This is a genomic window from Falsigemmobacter faecalis (assembly GCF_003863335.1).
Lineage (GTDB): Bacteria > Pseudomonadota > Alphaproteobacteria > Rhodobacterales > Rhodobacteraceae > Wagnerdoeblera > Wagnerdoeblera faecalis.
Map to the genome: position 1 here is coordinate 119451 of NZ_RRAZ01000004.1, position 20169 is coordinate 139619.

The window sequence follows — 20169 nt, forward strand, 5'->3', positions numbered from 1 at the left end:
TAGGGCCGCAAGGGCTTGTCCCAAGGGGTGGCGAAGGCCACCGGGACTGTCAACATCAGATGAGGAGAGCGCCCGACATCCCGGGCAAAGCACGACCAATGTGGCGCAAAACGCATCAGCGTCGGCGTCGGAGCAGTTCAGTAAGGAGGGCTGCCTGGGTCATGGCATTTAATTAGCTCTGCTCACGCGCCCGTGCAAGGAATTTTGCCGCATGCCCTATGAAATCCCGCCCAAGGGTGCCATATCTTGCAGACAGCCGGACCACCGCGCCCTGCGGGGGCGCTTGCGCTTGAACCCGGGCGCACGGTCTTGTATCCGTATCCGTCACCGCTAAAATGCGGGCAATCAGCCGAAACACGAGGTTTCCCGATGACCTGGACCGACGAGCGCGTCGAAACGCTCAAGCGCATGTGGGGCGAAGGCCAGTCGGCCAGCCAGATCGCCAAGGAACTCGGCGGGGTCACCCGCAACGCGGTGATCGGCAAAGTGCACCGCCTCGGACTGTCGAACCGCAATGCGGCTCCCGAAGAGGCCGCCGCCCCGGCACCTCAGGCTGCGCCCGAAGCGGCCAGCCCGCCACCGGCCCCCGAGCCTGTGGCAGCCCCTGCCCCCGAGCCGGCGGCCGCTCCGGCGCGCCCGGCGCCGGCGCCTGCCGCCGCCGCACCTGCCGCCCCGCCCGTAGCCCCGGCTCCGGCCCCGGCTGCAGTGGCCCTGCGCAAGACCATCGTGCCCGCAGGCCAACCCCTGCCGCCGCAGCCTGCACTCAATGAGATCTCGCCCGAAGCCCTCGCCTCGGTGCGCGAAGTTGAAAAGCGCGCCCGCCGCCTGACGCTGATGGAGCTGACCGAGCGGACCTGCAAATGGCCGATCGGCGATCCGGCAACGGATGATTTCTGGTTCTGCGGCCTGCCCTCGCAGGCCGGCAAACCCTATTGCGACGCCCATGTCGGCGTGGCCTTCCAGCCCATGAGCGCGCGGCGCGACCGCCGCCGCTGAGCGCAGCGCCCGCTCTCTCCCAAAGCCGCCCCCCCGGGGCGGCTTTTCGCTTTCCGCCCTGCCAAATGAAAAGGGGCCGCCCGACCGGACAGCCCCTGATTTTGGCTTTTACAAAATACTCCCGGGCGGGGTCCGGGGAGGGCAGGCAGCCCTCCCCGGCGCTCTCCGTACGAGCGCCGCTTACCCCAGCATGCGGTCGGCCGAAGCCTCATAAAGCATGCGGGCATAGTCGGTTTTCATCGAGGCATTGGCCAGCGCGCCATTTTCCATCTCTTCCACCGCGCGACCATGCTGCATGACCAGAACCCGCTCACACATGTGATCCACCACCGCCAGATCGTGGCTGACCATCAGGAAGGTCAGCCCCCGCTCAGCACGCAACCGGTTCAAAAGGTTCAGCGTTTCCGCCTGCACGCTCGCATCCAGCGCTGAAGTCGGCTCATCCAAAAGCAGGATCTCCGGCTCCAGCATCAGCGCGCGGGCAATCGCCACGCGCTGGCGCTGACCGCCCGAAAGCTGGTGCGGATAACGGAAACGGAAGCTCTCCGGCAGACCCACATCGCGCAGGGCCTGAACCACCCGGGCATCGGTATTGCCAATGCCGTGGATCGCCAGCGGCTCGCTCAGGGTGCGGTCGATGGTGTGACGCGGATGGATCGAGGCATAGGGGTCCTGGAAGACCATCTGCACCTTGCGGGTAAAGGCTTTACCGCGCGGGGTCAGCAGCGGCTCACCGCCAATCAGGATCTCGCCGCGCGAAATCGGCGCCAGACCACAGATCGCGCGCAGAATGGTGGATTTGCCGGAGCCCGACTCCCCCACCAGACCATAGCTTTCCTTCTCATCCACGCTCAGAGAGACGTCTTTGACAGCCTGGACGATGCGGTCCCCGGCCTCAAAGAAAACCGAGAGGTTCTTAACTTCAATCAGCGCCATGATTACGCCTCCGCCCAGGGTGCAGACCGGTCAAGCGAGGGCAGCGGCCCACGGCCACCACCGATGCGCGGCAGACAGTTCAGCAGCCCCTGGGTATAGGGATGCTTTGCCTCCATGAGCTTCGAAGCCTCAACCTCTTCCACCACACGGCCCTTATACATCACCAACACCCGGTCGCAGAACTGCGAGACCAGACGCAGATCGTGGCTGACAAAGATCAGCCCCATGCCGCGCTCTTTCACCAGATCATCAAGGATCTTCAGAACTTCCGCCTGCACCGTCACATCCAAAGCCGAGGTCGGCTCATCGGCGATCAGCAGATCGGGGTTCGGGATCAGCATCATGGCGATCATGACGCGCTGGCCCATGCCGCCCGAGAGCTCATGCGGCCAGGCTTCCATCACCCGCTCGGGGTCACGGATCTTCACCGCCTCAAGCGCCGCGATGGCTTTCGCCCGCGCCTCTTTGTCGGAGATCTTCTCGCGCAGGCGCAGCCCCTCAGTCAGCTGACGGCCGATCTTCATCACCGGGTTCAGCGAATATTTCGGGTCCTGCATGACCATGGCGATGCGCGGGCCGCGAAGCGCGCGCATCTGCCGCTCTGAGGCCTTCATCAGATCGATGCCGTCGAAAGTCATCTCATCGGCTTCAATCCGGCCCGGCTTGCGCACCAGACGCAGGATGGAGCGGCCGGTCATGGTCTTGCCGGAGCCGGATTCGCCCACAATGCCCAGACGCTCGCGGCCAAGGGTGAAGTTGACGCCGCGCACGGCCTCAACCTTGCCGGCCTCAGTGTCAAAGGTGACCCGGAGGTTTTTAACAGTCAGCAAACTCATTTACCGGCACTCCGCGGATCAAGAACATCCCGCAGACCATCGCCCAGCAGGTTAAAGCCCAGCGAGACCACGAAAATCGCCAGACCCGGCATGGTCGCAACCCACCAGAAATCGGTCAGGAACTTGCGCCCGGACGAAATCATCATGCCCCATTCCGGCAGCGGCGGCTGAACGCCAAGCCCCAGGAAGCCCAGACCGGCCGCGGTCAGAATGACCCCCGCCATATCCAGCGTCACCCGGATCACCACCGAAGACATGCACATCGGCATGACATGGCCCCAGATGACCCGCACCGGACCCGCGCCCTGCAGACGCACGGCAGCGATGTAATCGGCATTGCGCACGGTCAGGGTTTCGGCGCGCGACATCCGCGCATAGGGCGGCCAGGAGGTCAGCGCGATGGCCAGAACCGCATTCTCAATCCCCGGCCCCAGCACGGCGACCAGCGCCAGCGCCAGGATCAGCTTCGGGAAGGCGAGGAAAATATCGGTGATCCGCATCAGCACCTGGTCCACCCAGCCACCGGCATAACCGGCAACGGTGCCGACCAGCAGGCCGAAAAGCGGGGCCGTCACCGCCACCATGGTCACGATATAAAGCGTCACGCGCGAGCCATAGATGATCCGCGACAGGATATCGCGACCAAATTCATCGGTGCCCATCAGATAGCCCGGGGTGCCCGGCGGCAGCAGACGCTGGCTCAGATCCTGGGCGATCGGGTCATGCGGCGCGATCAGCGGCGCAAAGGCCGCCAGCACGATCAGCAGCAGCACAATCAGCGCCCCCGCCATAGCCAGCGGGTTGCGCCGAAAGCGCAGCCAGCCCAGGTAGCTCTGCCCCACACGGGCCTGCACACGGCTTTTCGGCGAAGGGTCGCGCAGCCATTCAGTCAAAGTCGTCATCGCTGCCACCCCTTATTTCGCACGCGGGTCGACGAGGCGGTAAAGCACGTCCGACAGCATATTGATGGCCACAAAGACCAGACCCACCACCACGGTGCCCCCCAGAACGGCAGGCATATCCGCCGAGAAGAGCGCATTGGTGATATACATCCCCAGACCCGGCCAGGAGAAGACGGTCTCGGTCAGAACCGAGCCTTCCAGCAGGTTGGCGTAAGACAGCGCAATCACCGTAATCAGCGGCACCATCACGTTTTTCAACGCATGCACCCAGATCACCCGCCACTCCGGCATGCCTTTGACGCGGGCCGTGGTGATATATTCCTGGCTCAGTTCATTCAGCATGAAAGAGCGCGTCATCCGGCTGATATAGGCCATGGAATAATAGCCCAGCACCGCCGAGGGCAGGATCGCATGTTTCAGCGCATTGGCAAAAACCGCCCATTCACCGGCCAGCGCCGAGTCGATCAGCACAATGCCCGTGACGCGCGCGATGTCAAATTCCAGGATATCGACAAATTCATTGCCAACCCGGCCACCGCCGCCCACCCAGCCAAGGGTGCCGTAGAACAGCAGAAGTCCCATCAGACCCAGCCAGAAAACCGGCGTCGAATAGCCTGCCAGACCAATGATCCGCACGATCTGGTCAATCCAGGTGCCAGGGCGCGTTGCCGCCAGAACACCGGCCGGAATCCCGGTCAGAACGCCGAAAATCGTTGCAATCGTGGCCAGCTCCAGCGTCGCCGGGAAGACATTCATGATGTCCTCAAGCACCGGACGGCGCGTCAGCAGCGAGGTGCCAAGGTCGCCCTGGAAGACATTGACCACATAGATGTAGAACTGCTCCCACATCGGACGATCAAGGCCCAGCGCGGTCCGCGCGGCCTCAATCTGCGCCTGAGACGCACGTTCGCCGACAATCGCCAGCACAGGATCAATCGGGACCACCCGACCGATGATGAAGGTAACAAAAAGCAGACCAAGGAATGTCGCGGCCAGAGCCAGCACGACACTCAGGACCGTTTTCGTGCGCCGCCAGAGTTTGGACGGCGATCGCGGAGCGGGGGTCTCGGTAATCGTCATGATATCCAGATGTTATGCCCCCGGAGTCTTAATCCGGGGGCACGGGTTTGCTTAGTTTTTCTCGGTGTACCAATAGGTCGCCGAATCGATGGTGCCGCCGGTGTGGAAGCCGCTCACATTGGCGCGCAGCGCCGTCTGAGCAATCTCCTGGAACATCGGAACAAAGCCCGAGTCGTCGCGGAATTTGCGCTGCATGTCTTCATACATCGCTTTGCGCGTCTCAGTGTCGCGTTCCACCACGGCCGCATCGACGGCAGCGGTCAGTTCACCCGGATCCCAGGCGTTGCGCCAGGCCAGAACACCGGTCAGTTTTGCCTCATCGGCGTTATCAGGGTTCCAGGCAAAGGTCGAGGCATTGGTATGGGGATCGGGGTAATCCGGGCCCCAGGACTGCAGCGTCAGCTCGTGGTTACGGGCGCGGTAATCGCCCAGAACTTCGGCGCCGGCACCCGGCTTCAGCGTCACTTTGATGCCCGCCTGACCCAGAGTGTTCTGGATTGCCTGCGCCATCTCCATACGCAGCTGGTCGTTGCGCACGGTCATGGTCACTTCAAAACCGTTCGGATAACCCGCAGCCGCCAGCAGCTCTTTGGCTTTCGCCACATCAAGGCTGTAGGGGGTCTCATCCAGCGAGCCGAGATAGCCGGCCGGCAGGAAGCCCTGCTGCACCATCATCTGACCTTTGAGGACGGTGTCGGTGATGCCTTTGTAGTCAACGGCCCAGCGCAGGGCATCCATGACTTCCGGCTTTTTCAGGATCTCGTTTTTCTGGTTGGCGGCGATGTAGTAGATATAGCCTTTCGGGGCCTCTTCCACTTTCACATCCGCCTTGCCCTCAAGACCGGCCACATCGGTGTTCGACAAGCCGCGGGCGATATCGATGTCACCCTTTTCCAGCTGCAGACGCTGGGTCGCGGATTCGGGAATGTGGTTCACGCGCACGCGCTTCAGCTTCGCATCACCACGCCAGTAGCCGTCACGGCGATCCAGCACATAGCTGTCCTGCGGCTTGAACGAGCGCAGCACATAAGCGCCGGTGCCAGCCGAATTGCTCTTCAGCCATTCATTGCCCATGTCGCCGTTGACTTCATTGGCCATGACCGTCTCTTTGTCGACGATCCCGGCCAGACCGGCGGTCAGGCAGTTGTAAAACATCGACGGCGCAAAGGGCTTCGCGAGTGTGATGACGACGGTATCGCCATCTGCCTTGATCATCTCTTCGACGTTCTCAGGCGTGAAGCCGAACTGCGCCAGCACGAAAGCCGGGGTTTTGTTCAGCTTGATCACGCGCTGCAGCGACCAGGCGGCATCTTCCGCCCGCACCGGATTGCCCGAAGCAAAGGTGATGCCTTCCTTCATTTTGAAGGTGAAGGTCAGACCATCTTCCGAAACATCCCAGCTTTCCGCCAGACCCGGGATCAGCTCACCCGGTTTGTTCGGATCCAGCTCAATGAGCGAATCATAGGTGTTGTTGATGATGTTAACGCCCGAGAACTCAAAGGCTTCCGCCGGATCCAGCGAGACGATATCGTCAATCTTATCCGCAATCACCAGGGTGTCAGCCGGGGTGGCCGCCATCAGCGCCGCAGGCGAAGCCCCCAGCGTGAGAGCCGCGGCCAGCGCCAGCCCTGCGGTTCCGAAACGAACATCCAACTTCATATGACTACTCCCTATACGCTCCGCGCCTGGCGCGTTATTCGATCGGCAGACGGGCCGTTTGAGATTTGACCCTCTGATCAGGAAAGCGTGGTCAGAACGCCGAAGTTGTCAAGCAGGCTCACCCGGCAGAATGTCTGCCACCCCAGACATTTAGCACGATTTTGAGGTAAGGCGGAGAAAATGATCCCGGATTTCACCCTGTTTGACGGTCACAATGATCTGCTCTGGCACCTGCACAACCAGAGAGATCTGAAAGGCGCCTCCTTCTTCACCGGGCGCGAAGGCGCGCTTGATGTGGCAAAGTGCCGCACGGGTGGCTTTGGCGGCGGCTTCTTCGCGCTTTTCGTCGCCGGAGACGATCTGCCCGGCGCCGATGTGAAGCTCCCGGTCGATATCGACAAAGCCCGCCGCGTCACCTTTGAAATGGCGGCCATCCTGGTCCGCATGACCCGGGCCGACCCCGCCCGCCTGCGCCTTTGCACCACCGCCGCGCAGATCGAAGAGGCCCGCAAAACCGGCGCCATCGCCGCCGTCATGCACCTCGAAGGCGCCGAGGCCATCGGCCCCGATTTCGCCGAACTTGAGATGCTCCACGCCGCCGGCCTGCGCTCGCTCGGGCCCGTCTGGAGCCGCTCCAACCGCTTCGGCCACGGCGTGCCCTTCGCATATCCCTCCACCGGCGACATCGGCCCCGGCCTCACCCCCGAGGGGCTGCGGCTCATCGCCGAATGCGAACGCCTGCGCATCCTGATCGATCTCAGCCACCTCAATGAGGCCGGCTTTAACGATGTGGCAAAGCTCTCCTCCCGCCCACTCGTCGCTACCCACTCCAATGCCCATGGCCTCTGCCCGCATTCGCGCAACCTGACCGACCGGCAACTCTCGATCATCGCAGAATCAGGCGGCCTTGTGGGGGTGAATTTCGGCACCCGCTTCCTGCGCAAAGATGCGCAGGTGAACCCCGACACCCCGATCACCCTGATCGTCGAGCATCTGAAATATCTCATCGACCGCCTCGGCGAAGGTGGCGTGGCCTTTGGCTCAGACTACGACGGCACCCGCGTGCCCGCCGATCTGCAAACCGCGGCAGACCTGCCCAAACTGATCACCGCCCTGCAGGACGCAGGCTTCGGCGCCTCCCTCATTGAGCGGATCTGCTGGGGCAACTGGATCAGCCTCCTGCGCCGCGTGGTCGGCTGACCCCGCCGCTTTGGCTTTTTAAAAATACTCTGCAGGGGGTCCGGGGGCCGCACAGGCCCCCGGCGCCTGCCCCCCTCACCGCCGCCCGCCAGGGAATCCCCCACCCGGACCCTGCCCTGAAAAACCAAACCGGGGGCGCCGTTCAGGACGCCCCCGGTCAGGGACAGGGCGCGTGAGGGAGCCCGCACCTGTCGTACCCGCCCTGCATGCGGGGATCACAGCTCACTTCGTCAGGATCAGCTTGCCCTGGCGCGTGATGCGGAGCGTGTAAATCTGCCCCTGAAGTTGAATATGCGCGAGATTGCCGCCCGCCGTCAGGCTTTCGGCTGCGTGCACCGGCATCGCGACAGGGGATGCGGGAACGGCGGGGATCATGCGGTCATGCCAGCTCATGGCGAACTCCTGCGGGAGGTTGCGGTCTCTCCGGGGCTGGCCGTCACGGCGTGGCTGGGATGTCTAAATCCTGACTGATTCACCTGGAATTGTCAAATCCCGATTTCACCCCGCCCGCAACTTGTCGGCCGGGGTGCGGAAATCCGCCGCTCAGGGCTTTATCAACTCCCATGTCAGGGTCACCGAGGTGGAAAACTCCATCTCGCCCGCTTCAATCGGGGCCGGGGCCATGGCCGCCTCTGCGGCAGCCATCCGCATCATCGGGCGCGGTGCCGGCTCAGACCCCTCCCGGATCTCCAGCACACGGCCCAGCTTCACGCCCTCCGCCTCTGCCATCATCTCAGCGCGGCGGCGCGCCTCTTTGACGGCTGCGACCCGCGCTTCATCCTGCGCCTTCCCGCTTTCCTGCAGACCAAAGCTCAGCCCGCCAATGTTATTCGCGCCGTCTTTGGTCACCTGATCCAGAATACCGCCCAGTTTTGCCAGATCGCGCACCTGCACGTTCAGCCCGTTGGTGGCGCGGTAACCCTGCAGCACCCGCTCACCGTTTTGCGGATAGCTGTATTCGGGCTGCACCGACAGACCGCTGGTCTGCAGATCACGGTCTTGCAGACCGCTGGCGCGCAAAGCCTCCTGCACGCTGCGCATCTGTGCGCTGTTGTTCTGCATGGCCTCTGCGGCCGTCCCCTCAAGGGTATCCACCCCGATCCGGATGGTGGCCATATCGGGCGCGACTTTCACCCCCGCCTCACCGGTCACGGTAATCACGGGTTTCATCTCCTGTGCAAAAAGCGGCGCTGCCGCCAGTTGTGCCATCATGGCGGCGGCCAGAAGTCCGGTCAGTGTCCTGCGCATCGGTTCACTCCCTTGATGCATTGATGAGAGTATGACGCGGGTGGTTAGCGAAATCCTGGCAGATTTTCTTTTACTTGGCAGAATCCTGCTATACGTAACAGATGACCCCTCACGTCCCAGTGGTAAGCCCGCGCGCACCGGTACATAGTAAGACGCATGAAGCCTTCATTCGCCCTTCTTTTCAGCCAGGACAGCGTCGGTCTTTTGCACCGCCTGCCCGAAGGCTGGACCTCTCTCGGATCTGTCCGTTTCGACGATCCTGATCTCATGGATTCGCTGGGCGCCCTGCGCGGCCAGGCGCAGGATATTGCGCCCGAGGGATTCAGCTCGCTGCTGATCCTTCCCAACAGCGAAGTGCTTTATACCGCGATTGAGGCAGGTGACGCCGACCCTGCTGACCGCACAGCGCGGGTGATTGAGGCGCTTGAGGGCCGCACCCCCTATGCCATCGGCGATCTGGTCTATGACTGGGCTGACAGCAACGGCGTGATCCGCATCGCCGCCGCCGCCCGCGAGACCCTGGCAGAGGCCGAAAGCTTCGCCCGCGATTACCGCTTCAATCCCGCCGCCTTCGCCGCACAGCCGGAGGACGGCTCCTTTGAAGGCCTCGCCTGGTTTGGCCTGAGCGAAGAAGGCGCGGCCCTGCCCGAAGCGGATCGCCCCGCGCGCGAATCCGGCCCGCTGGTGATCTTGACCGCCGCCGCGCTTTTTGCGGCCCTGCCGGATGCTGAAGCGGCAACCGAGGCTGAGGCTTTCGCCGAACCGGAACCGGTTCACGACGCCCCTGCCCCGCTCGTTGAAGAGACCGCGCCTGAGCCTGAAGCGGCCTCAGACATCGACACCACCGAAGCATCTCCGCTCGCGGATCCGCTGCCCGCAGCCGAACCAGAGCCCGAGCCCGAGCCCGAGGCTCTGCCCGAAGACCTGGCACTGCCAGCGCCTGAGCAGGCAGTCGAACCTGAGCCTGAACCCGCGCCTGTCTGGCAGGCCGGACCCTCGGTTGAACGTGCATTCGCAACGGAGCCGGAGCCCGAGGCAGAGCCGCTCTGGCACTCCGCCTCGCTGTCGGATGAGCTGGCCTCTGACGCAGAGTTTGAAACCGACGGAGAGCCGGAGGGCGAGGCCGAACTCCCCGCCGCCGCGCATATCCTTGAGGACCAGCAGACCGCTGCGCCGCTTTATGAGCAGTCGGACTGGGCGCCCGCGCCCAGCGATGTCTCGCCCGCCGCGCGACTGCTGGCCGAACTTGCCACCCGCCCGCAAACCGCAGGCCCCGCCCCGGCCACCCTGGCCGAGCGTCTGGCCGCAGCCGCTGCGGCCGAGGCCCCCGAGGCGGAGCCCGCGCCCCCCGAAGAGCGCCCTCTGCCTTCTGCCACAGAAGATCTCAGCATCTCAGAGGCGATCGCTGCCGAAAGTGATCCCGCAGAGCTGACCGAATCCTGGCCCGGGGATGCAGAAGACATTCTGGCGGCCACGAAAGATTCACTCGCCGCCTCGCTCAATCCGGCACCGATTGTGGCCCCGCGCGCGCCACGGCCCGGCCCGAAGGTCGCCGCCGTCCCGGCGGCACCCGACCGGCTGCGCAAAGCCATGGATCAGGGCGCGCCGCGCCGCCGCGCCGAAAAGACCCCTGCCCCCCGCCCGGCCACTGCCGCCACGCCGCCGCAACTGCCCGCTCCGTCTGCGCGCGTGAAGGTCAGGCCCGCGGCGACGGAAGCCGAAGCCATGACCGTCTATGGCCGCCGCCGGGATGTGGGCGGCAAGCCGCGCTACCTCGGTCTTGCGATGACCGGTGCGCTGCTGGCGCTGCTGCTGGCGGTGGCGATCTGGGCCGCGATCTTCCTCGAAAGCCCCGCGGATCAGGGTGCAGCCGACCAGACCGAGGAGATCCTTCTCGCGCAGGAAGGCGATTTTCTGACCGAAACGGATCTGCTGCCCGCAGAAACCGCGGAAGCCGTCCCCGCGCCCGCCGCAGAGCGTCCCGCCCCGCTGCTGGCAGAAGCGCTTCCCGAAGCGGCTGACGCGGAAGAACTGGCCGATGCCCCGCTCGCCGCCGCCCTGCCCGAAGCGGCGTCGGAAAGCACCGCCGGTCTCACCGTAGATGAGCTGACCCTGCCCGGCACCGAGGCCCCGGTTGCCAGCCTGACCGCACCGCAGCCGGTGCAAAGCGCCTCGGTCTCGAGCGCAGGTCAGGATCCGGCCCCGGCCCCCGTTGGTGCGCTGCCCGCGGTGGGTGCGCTGTATCAGTTCGACGCTGAGGGGCGGATTATTCCGACTGCGGAAGGGGTTATCACGCCGGACGGTATTTTGCTGGTCGCCGCGCGCCCCGCCAAAGTGCCCCCGGCCCGCCCGGCTTTCGCAACGCCTGAGCCGGCGGCGGCCGCGGCAGTCCCTGCCCAGGCGGCAGAGGGCACCCCGACAGAGGAAACAACGGCGGAAGTCTCCGGCAGCTTTGAACCCGATAACCGCCTGACCCGGTTTCGCCCGAAGCTGCGCCCGGAAACCGCGCCCGCTTCTGAGCAGGGCGCGGTTGCGGCAGAGCCTGAGATCACCACCGCCGAAGCACTGGTCCCCGGCGCGCCGACCCGTCGCCCCGCCGCCCGCAATGCAGCCGCTGAGAGCGCCGCACTGCGCCTGAATGATGCGGAAAAAGCGCAGTCCCTGGCGGAGGCCGCCGCCGCTGCGGCCAGCGCGGCTTCGCTGGTCTCCGCCGAGAGTGCCCTCTCGGCGACGCGCCGCCCGCCCGCGCGTCCCGGCGCTCTCGCGGCGGCCGTGACGCCCGTTGCGGCCATCGCCGTCCCGCCGCAGACGCGCCAGGCCGCTGCTGCTCCGGCACCGCGCCGCAATGCCGCGCCGCCGAATGCCCATGACAACAGCATGGACGACGACGGCGAGCCGGAGACCGCCCGCGCGGCGCCCGGCATTCCGACCCAGGCCTCCGTCGCGCGTCAGGCCACGCTGACGCGGGCCATCAATCTGGCACAGGTCAATCTGATCGGCGTCTTTGGCACCACCTCGCAGCGCTATGCCCTGGTGCGCGAGGGCGGTGGCCGGGTGGTCCGGATTAAGGTGGGTGACCGGGTGGACGGCGGCCGCGTGACCGCAATCGGTGCCGCTACGCTCAGCTATCAAAAAGGCGGCTCCGTCCGTCAGCTGGCGCTGCCGCGCGGCTGAAGTGCGACCACATTTGCCCCCCCCACTCCCGGGGCGCTGACCTGTGGCAGGGCCAGGGGCTCAGCCGAAATATCCGACCCTTTCCGCGACATTTGACCTGACAACAGCAGGACAGGCATCCGCCACGGGCAAATGACTCTTGCCGAAGGCTGCGTCCTGGTCCTGACACCGCAGGCGCTGTGCAAGCCCCGGACCCATGGGATATGCCCTCAGCCCGGGCCGGTATTTGCCGAACCGGGCTGAGGTGCAGGACGGATCAATGGCTGTGACCGCAGCCGCCGTGGTGGTGGTCAGAATCGTGATCTGAGCCGCAGCCACAGCCGTCACCGCAGTCCGCAATCGGCGTGCGCGGGCCGGGCTCGTGAAGGGCGTGACCGACGCGCGCCAGAAACCCATCGATCTGAAGGGCCAGGTCTTCCGGGCGATCCAGCGCGGCCAGATGCCCGGCCCCGCGCAGCAGCACGAAATCCGCGCCGGCCATCAGATCGGCGGTCTCGCGCAGCATGTCCGGCGGGGTCGCGCCGTCATTGGCACCCGCCAGAACCAGCGCCGGAAGCGTCAGCCGCGCGGTGGTGGCGTAGAAATCCGTCCCCGCAATGGCACCACAGGCCGCAAGATAGCTCTCCGGGCGCATCGACAGCAGCATCTCCCGCGCCGCGCCCGCGGGCTTTGATTTTTGCGCAAACCTCGGAAACCAGCGCGCCAGCTCAGCCTCTGCCACGGCCTCCATGCCGTCAGCGCGGGTTATCCCGGCCCGCGCCGCCCAGGTCTCGGCGGTGCCGATCTTGGTGGCGGTGCCACTAAGCACCAGCCCGCGCACCAGATCCAGCCGCTTCACCGCCAGCCCCTGGGCCAGCATCCCCCCCAGCGAATGGCCGATGAAGATGCAGTCGCGCAGCCCCAGGTGATCCAGAAGCCGCTCAGCATCGCGCACGAAGGCCCCCATCGACCAGGGCGCAGGGGGTGCCCCGGAAAGGCCATGGCCGCGCAGATCATAGCGGATCAAGCGAAATCCCGCCGGGAGTGCGGCGATCACCTCGTCCCACAGCTCAAGGCGCGTGCCGAGGCCATGGGCGAAGACCACCGGCGCGCCGCCGGGGTCGCCGTCTTCGCGCCAGTGCAGACGATGGTCGGGAAGGTCAAGAAAGGGCATCAGCTCTCCGGCAGTTGCAGCGCGCGCAGGAAGATCTCAGGATCGACATTGCCGCCCGAGGCGATGCAGATCACTGCCTCGCCCGCGATCTCTGCACCATGAAACAAAGCCGCCGCAAGGCCCACGGCCCCGCCCGGCTCGATGATGATTTTCAGCCGCTGAAAGGCCAGCGCCATCGCACGCAGCACGTCCTCTTCGGTCACGACAAGGCCCGGACCGGACAGCCGCTGCTGCACCGGAAAGGTGATCTGCCCCGGCATCGGCGTCACGATGGCATCGCAGAGCGACGTCGCCATGGTCGCATTCGACAGCCGCTCTCCGGCCCGCAGCGAGCGGGCGGTATCGTCGTAATTCTGCGGCTCGCAGGGGCGCACGCGCAGACCAGGGGCCACGGCTTCCAGCGCCAGGGCCACACCGGCGCTGAGGCCGCCTCCCCCGCAGGGGATCAGCACGTCGGCGCGGGTGACGCCCGCTTCTGCCGCCTGTTCGGCGATCTCAAGGCCCGACGTGCCCTGACCTGCGATCACCATCGGCTCATCGTAGGGCCGGATCAGCGTCAGCCCGCGCCGGGTGGCAATCTCCTGACCGATGGCGTCACGGTCCTCTCCGGCGCGGTCGTAAAGCACCACTTCAGCGCCATAGGCGCGGGTATTGGCGATCTTCAGCGCGGGGGCATCTTTGGGCATGACGATCACGGCAGAGGTGCCATGAAGCTTCGCCGCCAGCGCCACACCCTGGGCATGGTTGCCGCTGGAATAGGCGATCACGCCGCGGGCGCGCACCTCAGGTGACAGCGCCGAGAGCGCCGACCAGGCGCCCCGGAACTTAAACGAGCCGGTATGTTGCAGGCATTCCGCCTTCACCAGCACGCGCCGCCCCGCGATCTCATCGAGGAAAGGCGAGGACAGCAGCGGCGTGCGGCGCAGATGGCCCCGGCCCCGCTCTGCAGCGGCGCGGATTTGCGTGATATCGGTCATGAAGCTCTCCCGGCTGGCGTTGCGCGAAGCTACACCTGAGCCAGCATGAATGACCAGAGGCCCTGCCCTGCGGCAAAGACTATGCCGCCTGCCCCGCTCTCCCGGAGGCAGCGGGCGCTGGCCTTGCAAATGGTCGGTCGGGGCTCTCACGATGAGAGCCTGACCCGATCGGACCTCGGTCAACCAGCTGATCCGACGCCACAAAAAGGCGTGAGAATCGCAGGCAGACGCCTGAGGAGGATGGCGTCAGGCGCTGATCAGGGCGCGGGCGGCTTCGCGGGCGGCATCGGTGATCTGATCGCCCGAAATCATCCGCGCCACTTCATCAACGCGGTCCGAGGGGTCCAGGGCCGTGATGGTTGAGAGCGTCCTCTCATCAATCACGCGCTTTTCCACCCGCCAGTGATGCGCGCCAAGGGCAGCCACCTGCGGGCTGTGGGTGACGACCAGAACCTGGGCTTCCTCGGCCAGACGGCGCAGACGACGGCCCACGGCATCGGCGGTGGCCCCGCCCACACCGCGGTCGATCTCATCAAAGATCATCGTCAGGCCCGAGGTGCCTTCCGTCAGACAGACCTTCAGCGCCAGCAAAAAGCGCGACAACTCACCGCCCGAGGCGATGCGGTTGAGCGGACCTGAGGGCGCGCCAGGGTTGGTCGCCACGGTAAAGGCCACCGCATCCGCGCCGTCCTGGCCGGGGGTATCGGGGCGCACTTCGGTGCGAAAGACCGCGCGTTCCATCTTCAGGGGGGCCAGTTCAGATGCCATGGCCTGATCGAGGCGAACTGCGGCTTCTGTCCGCAGCGCGGTCAGCTGTGCGCAAAGCGCCAGATGCGCGGCGCGGGCTGTGCTTTCGGCCTTCTCCAGCGCGGCCATATCGCGGTCCGCGCCGTCCAGCGCCTCAAGGCGGCGGCGCAGATCCTGGGCCAGCAGCCCCAGATCATCCGCCGTCACAGAATGTTTGCGGGCCATGGCGCGGATCGCAAAGAGCCGCTCTTCGACGCGGTCCAGCTCCGACGGGTCGGCGTCAAGCGCGTCGAGCGCGTGATCGATTCCGGCCTGGGCATCCGAGAGTTCCGCCATGGCGCGGGTCAGCGCAGCAAGCGGCGCGTCCAGACGGCCCTCAAAGACCGTGGCGCCGCGCTCGGCCGCGCCCTCCAGCCAGCGCTGCGCATCGCGCAGCACGCCTTCTGCGCCCTGGGGCGAGAGTGCCTGAACGGCCCGCGCCATATCTTCGCGGACCTTTTCCGCCTGCTGCAGGGCGCGGCGGCGCACATCAAGAAGCGCATCCTCACCCGGTTCGGGGGCAAGCTTGTCCAGCTCGCCCACCGCGTGGCGCAGGAAATCTTCTTCGGCTTTCAGCTGTTGCAGACGACTTTCGGCCGTCTCGCGGTCCCGCCGCGCGCGGCTGAGCGCGCTAAAGGCCGCGCGCACCTCCGCGAGCAGCGGCGCAGAGCCCGCAAATTCGTCCAGAAGCGCGCGGTGACCTTTGGGATCCAGCAGGCCGCGGTCATCATGCTGGCCGTGCAGCTCCACCAGATGCTCAGAGAGGTTGCGCAGCAGCTCTGCGCCCACGCGGCGGTCATTGGCCCAGGCCTGACGACGGCCCTCAGGGGTGACGGTGCGGCGCAGAATCAGCGTCTCTTCCGCCTCAATCCCGGCCTCGCGCAGCACGGCTTCGGCACCATGGCCCGCGGGGAGATCAAATTCGGCGATCACCTCGCCCAGATCCGCGCCCTGGCGCACCAGATCCGCGCGGCCCCGCCAGCCCAGCACAAAACCCAGACAATCAAGCAGGATCGATTTCCCTGCCCCCGTCTCACCGGTCAGCACATTAAGCCCGGGACGGAGATCAAGCTCCAGCCGGTCAATCAGCAGCATATCGCGAATGGTCAGACTGCGCAGCATCGGGTTCTTCCGGGGTCGTCGTCGTCAGCAGGTCGAGGCGGCAGTCGGAAAATGGCTCAGAGCCATTTCCCTTGAATCGTGCGGCGATAAACGGTCTGCAGCCAGCCCTGCCCTTCAGAAACCGGAGCAAGACCACGTCCGGTCAGCAGGCGGTAACTGTCGTCATAGAAGGGCGAGCCGCGGAAGTTGTGGCCCAGAATAGCCCCCGCCGTCTGCGCTTCACCGGTCAGACCAAGCGCCAGATAGCTTTCGACCAGACGGTGGAGGGCTTCAGGCGTGTGGCTGGTGGTCTGGAACTGCTCGACCACCACGCGGAAGCGGTTGATGGCGGCGGTATAATGACCACGGCGCAGGTAATAGCGCCCGATTTCCATCTCTTTGGCGGCCAGATGATCGAAGGCGAGATCGAATTTCATCGTCGCCGAGCGGGCATATTCGCTGGTCGGATAATCCTCGATGACCACCCGCAGGGCCTGAAGCGCCTGGAAGGTCAGCCCCTGGTCTTTGCCGATCTCATCGATCTGGTCGTAATAAGAGATCGCCAGCAGATACTGCGCCCAGGCGGCATCTTCCTCGCCCGGATACTGGTCGAGGTAGCGCTGCGCCGCACCGCGGGCATCTTCGTATTTCTTTTGCTGATGGAAGGCATAGGCCTGCATCACCAGGGCGCGTTTGGACCATTCAGAATAGGGGTAAAGCCGTTCCACTTCGGCAAAATACTTGCCGCCGTCGCCCTTGCGGGGATCACGCTCCATCGCGCGTTCGCCCAGAGCGAAGATTTCACCAGCCTGCATCGCTTCGAGATTAAGTGACTCGTCGCTTTTAGATGCACAGCCCGCAGCCAGCCCGATCGCCAGCACTGCCGCCACATATCTGGCGCCTTTGGCCCAACCCGTCATTGTTCCGTCTGCTCCTGCGGCCTGAACGTCCGGTCAGCCCGGGGCGGTTCCTCCCCGGCCTTCCGCTGCCTCTGTCTGACACCTAGCACAGAAAAATACAGTGCGCAAAACGCCTTTCACGCTTCAGGCGTGTTCAGGCAGGCATCCCTTCGGTCCGGATAGGCAGATCCGCCACAGTCACGCCCGCCCCCGGCAGTTTGCGACCCGAACGCGCGGTGACTTCCGTCCAGATCCAGGCACCGGGGGTGGCGAAAAGCTGCCGAAGCAGGCGGTTGGTCATCGCGTGACCGGCACGGATGCCGGTGTAGCGCCCCAGAATCGGGCCGCCCGCCAGTGCGAGATCGCCCAGAGCGTCGAGCATCTTGTGACGCACCGGCTCATCTTCATAGCGCAGACCACCGGGGCTGAGCACGCGGTCGCCGTCCACCACGACCGCATTCTCCAGCGTGCCGCCCAGGGCCAGGCCATGGGTCTGCATGAAGTCCACATCGGCCTGACGGCAGAAGGTGCGGCTGTCGGAAAGCTCGCGCACAAAGGTGCCATTGGTCAGATTGAGCTGTTTTTCCTGATGGCCGATGGCGGCATCCGCAAAATCAATCTCGAAATTCATTTCCATCGAATCGGCGGGCTCAAGGCGGGCAATCGCCTCGCCGTCGCGCACTTCCACCGCTTTCAGGACCTTCAGCACCCGCACCGGCACCTGCGAGCGGGTCAGGCCCACGCGCAGAAACTCACGCACGAAGGGCGCGGAGGAGCCGTCAAGGATCGGAACTTCCGGGCCTGAGACTTCGATACGGGCATTGTGCACGCCACAGCCGGCCAGCGCCGCCATGATATGCTCAACGGTCGAAAGGGTTGCGCCCGATGCGTTCGACAGCAGCGTGCAGAGCTTCGACGGGACAACCTGGTCCCATTTCGCCAGCAGACGACGCTCTGCCTCAGGCAGATCGGTGCGGAAGAAGACAATGCCATAGTTCGCCGGTGCCGGATGCACGGTCATGCGAACAGGAGCCCCCGAGTGGAGGCCAACACCGTCAAACACAACTGATGTTCCGAGAGTGCTTTGCACGTTCAACTCCGTCTGCTCATTTTCGCTTACGCGATGTGGGACATCCCACGGGCAACCCCTGCCAAAATCGTCACTGCGGTCTGCGCCGCGTTACGGGTTATTAGCTATGCGACTGCAGCATGAACGGCAACTCACACATTCCTTCCGTCTGTAACGGGGATGAAACAATTGAAACAAACAGGTTAAGTGGCTGATAAATATAAAAAAGCCGGGGTTTCCCCCGGCTCTCTATCACGCAGTGTTACAGCGCTTAATTGGCCTGGCGACGCAGGAAGGCCGGGATCTCGATACGATCGTTGTCGTGATCCTGCTCATCCTCATAGGTACCATGCACCGGAGCCTGCGGCTGAACCCGCATTTGCGGCTGCGGGGCCGGGGCGGGCGGCGCGGGCGCCGGGGCCGGTTCCGGCGCGTGACCTGCCATACGACCGATCAGCGAGCCCAGACCAAAGCGCGAGCGCACGGGCTCTTCCTGACGGGGCGCGGGGGCTGCGGGCTGCGGCGCGGGCGCACGGTGCTGCATGGTCTGCGACGGGGTGCGCGACACGGCATCGCGCAGACGGGCCAGGGCTTCCGGCGAAGGGGTCCCGGCGGGCGAGCGGCGCGGCGCCATGAACTCACCGGCGTCCCCCTCGATGGCCGAAGGGGCCTGACGGTGCATCGGCTGCTGAACCGGCTGCTGCAGGGGCGCCGGGGCGCGGGTCTGCGGCTGGTAAGCGGGCGGCGGCAGTTCCGGCTCGGCGGCAGGCTGGTGATGCTGCGCCGGGGCCTCATAGGCCTGACGCTCATAGCTGTCCTGCGGCTGATGCGACGGAGCGGCCGGCTGCTGCCAGGACTGCTGCGGCGCGGGCTGCTGCACCGGGGCGGCGGGCTGATGATGCTGCGCGGCGGGCTGATAGCCCGGCTGGAAAGCTGCGCGCTGCTGCGGCGCCGGGGCGGGCTGGTGCTGCATCGGGGCCGGGGCGGCCTGCTGCGGTGCCGGAGCGGCAGCGGCGGCATGACGGGCAGCTGCTTCGACCTGACGGGCGGCAGCATCAATCCCGGTTGCAACAACCGAGACGCGGATGCGGCCTTCCATCGACGGATCCATGGTGGAGCCGACGATGATATTGGCGTCCGGATCCACTTTCTCGCGGATCAGGCCAGCGGCCTCATCCAGCTCAAAGAGGGTCAGATCATAGCCGCCGGTGATATTGATCAGCACACCCTTGGCGCCGTTCAGCGAAATCTCATCAAGGAGCGGGTTGGCGATCGCCTTCTCAGCCGCCTCGATGGCGCGGTTCTGGCCCTCGGCCTCACCGGCACCCATCATGGCTTTGCCCATCTCATCCATCACCGAGCGGACGTCGGCGAAGTCGAGGTTGATCAGGCCCGGGCGGACCATCAGATCGGTCACCCCTTTGACGCCCTGATAGAGCACGTCATCGGCCATGGCGAAGGCTTCGGTGAAGGTGGTCTTTTCATTCGCCAGACGGAAGAGGTTCTGGTTCGGAATGATGATCAGCGTGTCGACGACCTTTTGCAGCGCTTCCACGCCGTCATCGGCCTGGCGCATCCGCTTGGCGCCTTCAAAGGCGAAGGGCTTGGTCACGACGCCAACGGTCAGAACACCCAGCTCCCGCGCGGCCTGCGCGATGATCGGGGCCGCACCGGTGCCGGTGCCGCCGCCCATACCGGCGGTGATGAAGCACATGTGTACGCCAGCGAGGTGATCGACGATCTGCTCAATCGATTCCTCAGCGGCGGCTGCACCGATCTGCGGCTTGGCCCCTGCGCCCAGGCCCTCGGTGACCCTTGCGCCCAGCTGCACCCGGTGCGAGGCGCGGCTTTGCGCCAGCGCCTGAGCATCGGTGTTCGCAACCACGAACTCCACGCCCTCCAGCTGCTGCTCGATCATATTGTTGACCGCATTCCCACCAGCGCCGCCAACGCCGAATACCGTGATCCGGGGTTTCAGTTCGGCCCCGTCGTCCGCCATGAGAAGATTCAACGCCATACTCGCCGCCTGCCTTATTGACTGTGCCGCCACCAACCCCGTGACCGAGGCCTTTTATCTCTCTCGATTCTACCCGCAGCCGACCGGAACGTCACCTGGAAAACCGACTTCCAGTCCAAATATTGACGCATTTCCA

The 20169-nt window shown here is 65.2% G+C and carries 16 protein-coding genes; 3 read left to right on the forward strand and 13 right to left on the reverse strand.

From position 1 onward, the window contains the following. Positions 1-369: 369 nt before the first annotated feature. On the forward strand, positions 370-996 hold the full coding sequence (locus tag EG244_RS03880) for a GcrA family cell cycle regulator (protein ID WP_124963694.1): 627 nt from the start codon (positions 370-372) through the stop codon (positions 994-996). Between the two features lie 180 nt (positions 997-1176). Here EG244_RS03880 and EG244_RS03885 read toward each other — a convergent pair whose 3' ends face one another. From EG244_RS03885 to EG244_RS03905, 5 genes are read right to left on the reverse strand one after another with little or no spacing between them, the layout of a single operon-like run. Further along, the gene (locus EG244_RS03885) at positions 1177-1932 is read right to left on the reverse strand and encodes an ABC transporter ATP-binding protein (protein ID WP_124963695.1); all 756 of its coding nucleotides are present in this window, start codon (positions 1930-1932) and stop codon (positions 1177-1179) included. A 2-nt stretch (positions 1933-1934) separates the two neighbouring features. Continuing rightward, positions 1935-2768, reverse strand: a complete 834-nt coding sequence (locus EG244_RS03890; RefSeq protein WP_124963696.1) for an ABC transporter ATP-binding protein — start codon at positions 2766-2768, stop codon at positions 1935-1937. Beyond that, entirely contained in the window at positions 2765-3670 is a 906-nt protein-coding gene (locus tag EG244_RS03895; protein ID WP_124963697.1) for an ABC transporter permease, read from the reverse strand. The genes EG244_RS03890 and EG244_RS03895 overlap by 4 nt, the downstream gene beginning before the upstream one ends. Positions 3671-3682: 12 nt before the next feature. After that, positions 3683-4750: an ABC transporter permease gene (locus EG244_RS03900; protein WP_124963698.1), complete on the reverse strand. Its 1068-nt coding sequence runs from the start codon at positions 4748-4750 to the stop codon at positions 3683-3685. Positions 4751-4801: 51 nt separating this feature from the next. After that, positions 4802-6409, reverse strand: a complete 1608-nt coding sequence (locus EG244_RS03905) for an ABC transporter substrate-binding protein (protein ID WP_124963699.1) — start codon at positions 6407-6409, stop codon at positions 4802-4804. Positions 6410-6589: 180 nt separating this feature from the next. Between EG244_RS03905 and EG244_RS03910 the strand changes: the two genes are divergently transcribed. Then, positions 6590-7609, forward strand: a complete 1020-nt coding sequence (locus EG244_RS03910; protein WP_124963700.1) for a dipeptidase — start codon at positions 6590-6592, stop codon at positions 7607-7609. Between the two features lie 222 nt (positions 7610-7831). On the opposite strand, the gene hemP is transcribed toward EG244_RS03910, so the two are convergent. Continuing rightward, the gene (gene hemP / locus EG244_RS03915; protein ID WP_124963764.1) at positions 7832-7984 is read right to left on the reverse strand and encodes a hemin uptake protein HemP; all 153 of its coding nucleotides are present in this window, start codon (positions 7982-7984) and stop codon (positions 7832-7834) included. Positions 7985-8152: 168 nt separating this feature from the next. After that, positions 8153-8857: an SIMPL domain-containing protein gene (locus EG244_RS03920; RefSeq protein ID WP_158617230.1), complete on the reverse strand. Its 705-nt coding sequence runs from the start codon at positions 8855-8857 to the stop codon at positions 8153-8155. A gap of 156 nt (positions 8858-9013) precedes the next feature. Between EG244_RS03920 and EG244_RS03925 the strand changes: the two genes are divergently transcribed. Further along, entirely contained in the window at positions 9014-12031 is a 3018-nt protein-coding gene (locus EG244_RS03925; RefSeq protein WP_124963702.1) for a hypothetical protein, read from the forward strand. Positions 12032-12287: 256 nt separating this feature from the next. Here the strand turns inward: EG244_RS03925 and EG244_RS03930 are convergent, their stop codons facing one another. From EG244_RS03930 to ftsZ, 6 genes are all read right to left on the reverse strand, one after another. Next, complete coding sequence (locus EG244_RS03930) at positions 12288-13184, reverse strand: alpha/beta fold hydrolase (RefSeq protein ID WP_124963703.1); 897 nt, start codon at positions 13182-13184, stop codon at positions 12288-12290. Beyond that, the gene (locus EG244_RS03935; RefSeq protein ID WP_124963704.1) at positions 13184-14161 is read right to left on the reverse strand and encodes a threonine ammonia-lyase; all 978 of its coding nucleotides are present in this window, start codon (positions 14159-14161) and stop codon (positions 13184-13186) included. The genes EG244_RS03930 and EG244_RS03935 overlap by 1 nt, the downstream gene beginning before the upstream one ends. 246 nt (positions 14162-14407) lie before the next feature. Beyond that, positions 14408-16069, reverse strand: a complete 1662-nt coding sequence (recN, locus tag EG244_RS03940; protein ID WP_124963705.1) for a DNA repair protein RecN — start codon at positions 16067-16069, stop codon at positions 14408-14410. A gap of 56 nt (positions 16070-16125) precedes the next feature. Then, entirely contained in the window at positions 16126-16968 is an 843-nt protein-coding gene (locus tag EG244_RS03945) for an outer membrane protein assembly factor BamD (protein ID WP_124963706.1), read from the reverse strand. A gap of 133 nt (positions 16969-17101) precedes the next feature. Continuing rightward, on the reverse strand, positions 17102-18037 hold the full coding sequence (lpxC, locus tag EG244_RS03950; RefSeq protein WP_124963707.1) for a UDP-3-O-acyl-N-acetylglucosamine deacetylase: 936 nt from the start codon (positions 18035-18037) through the stop codon (positions 17102-17104). Positions 18038-18287: 250 nt separating this feature from the next. Beyond that, on the reverse strand, positions 18288-20033 hold the full coding sequence (ftsZ, locus tag EG244_RS03955; protein ID WP_124963708.1) for a cell division protein FtsZ: 1746 nt from the start codon (positions 20031-20033) through the stop codon (positions 18288-18290). Positions 20034-20169: the final 136 nt, after the last annotated feature.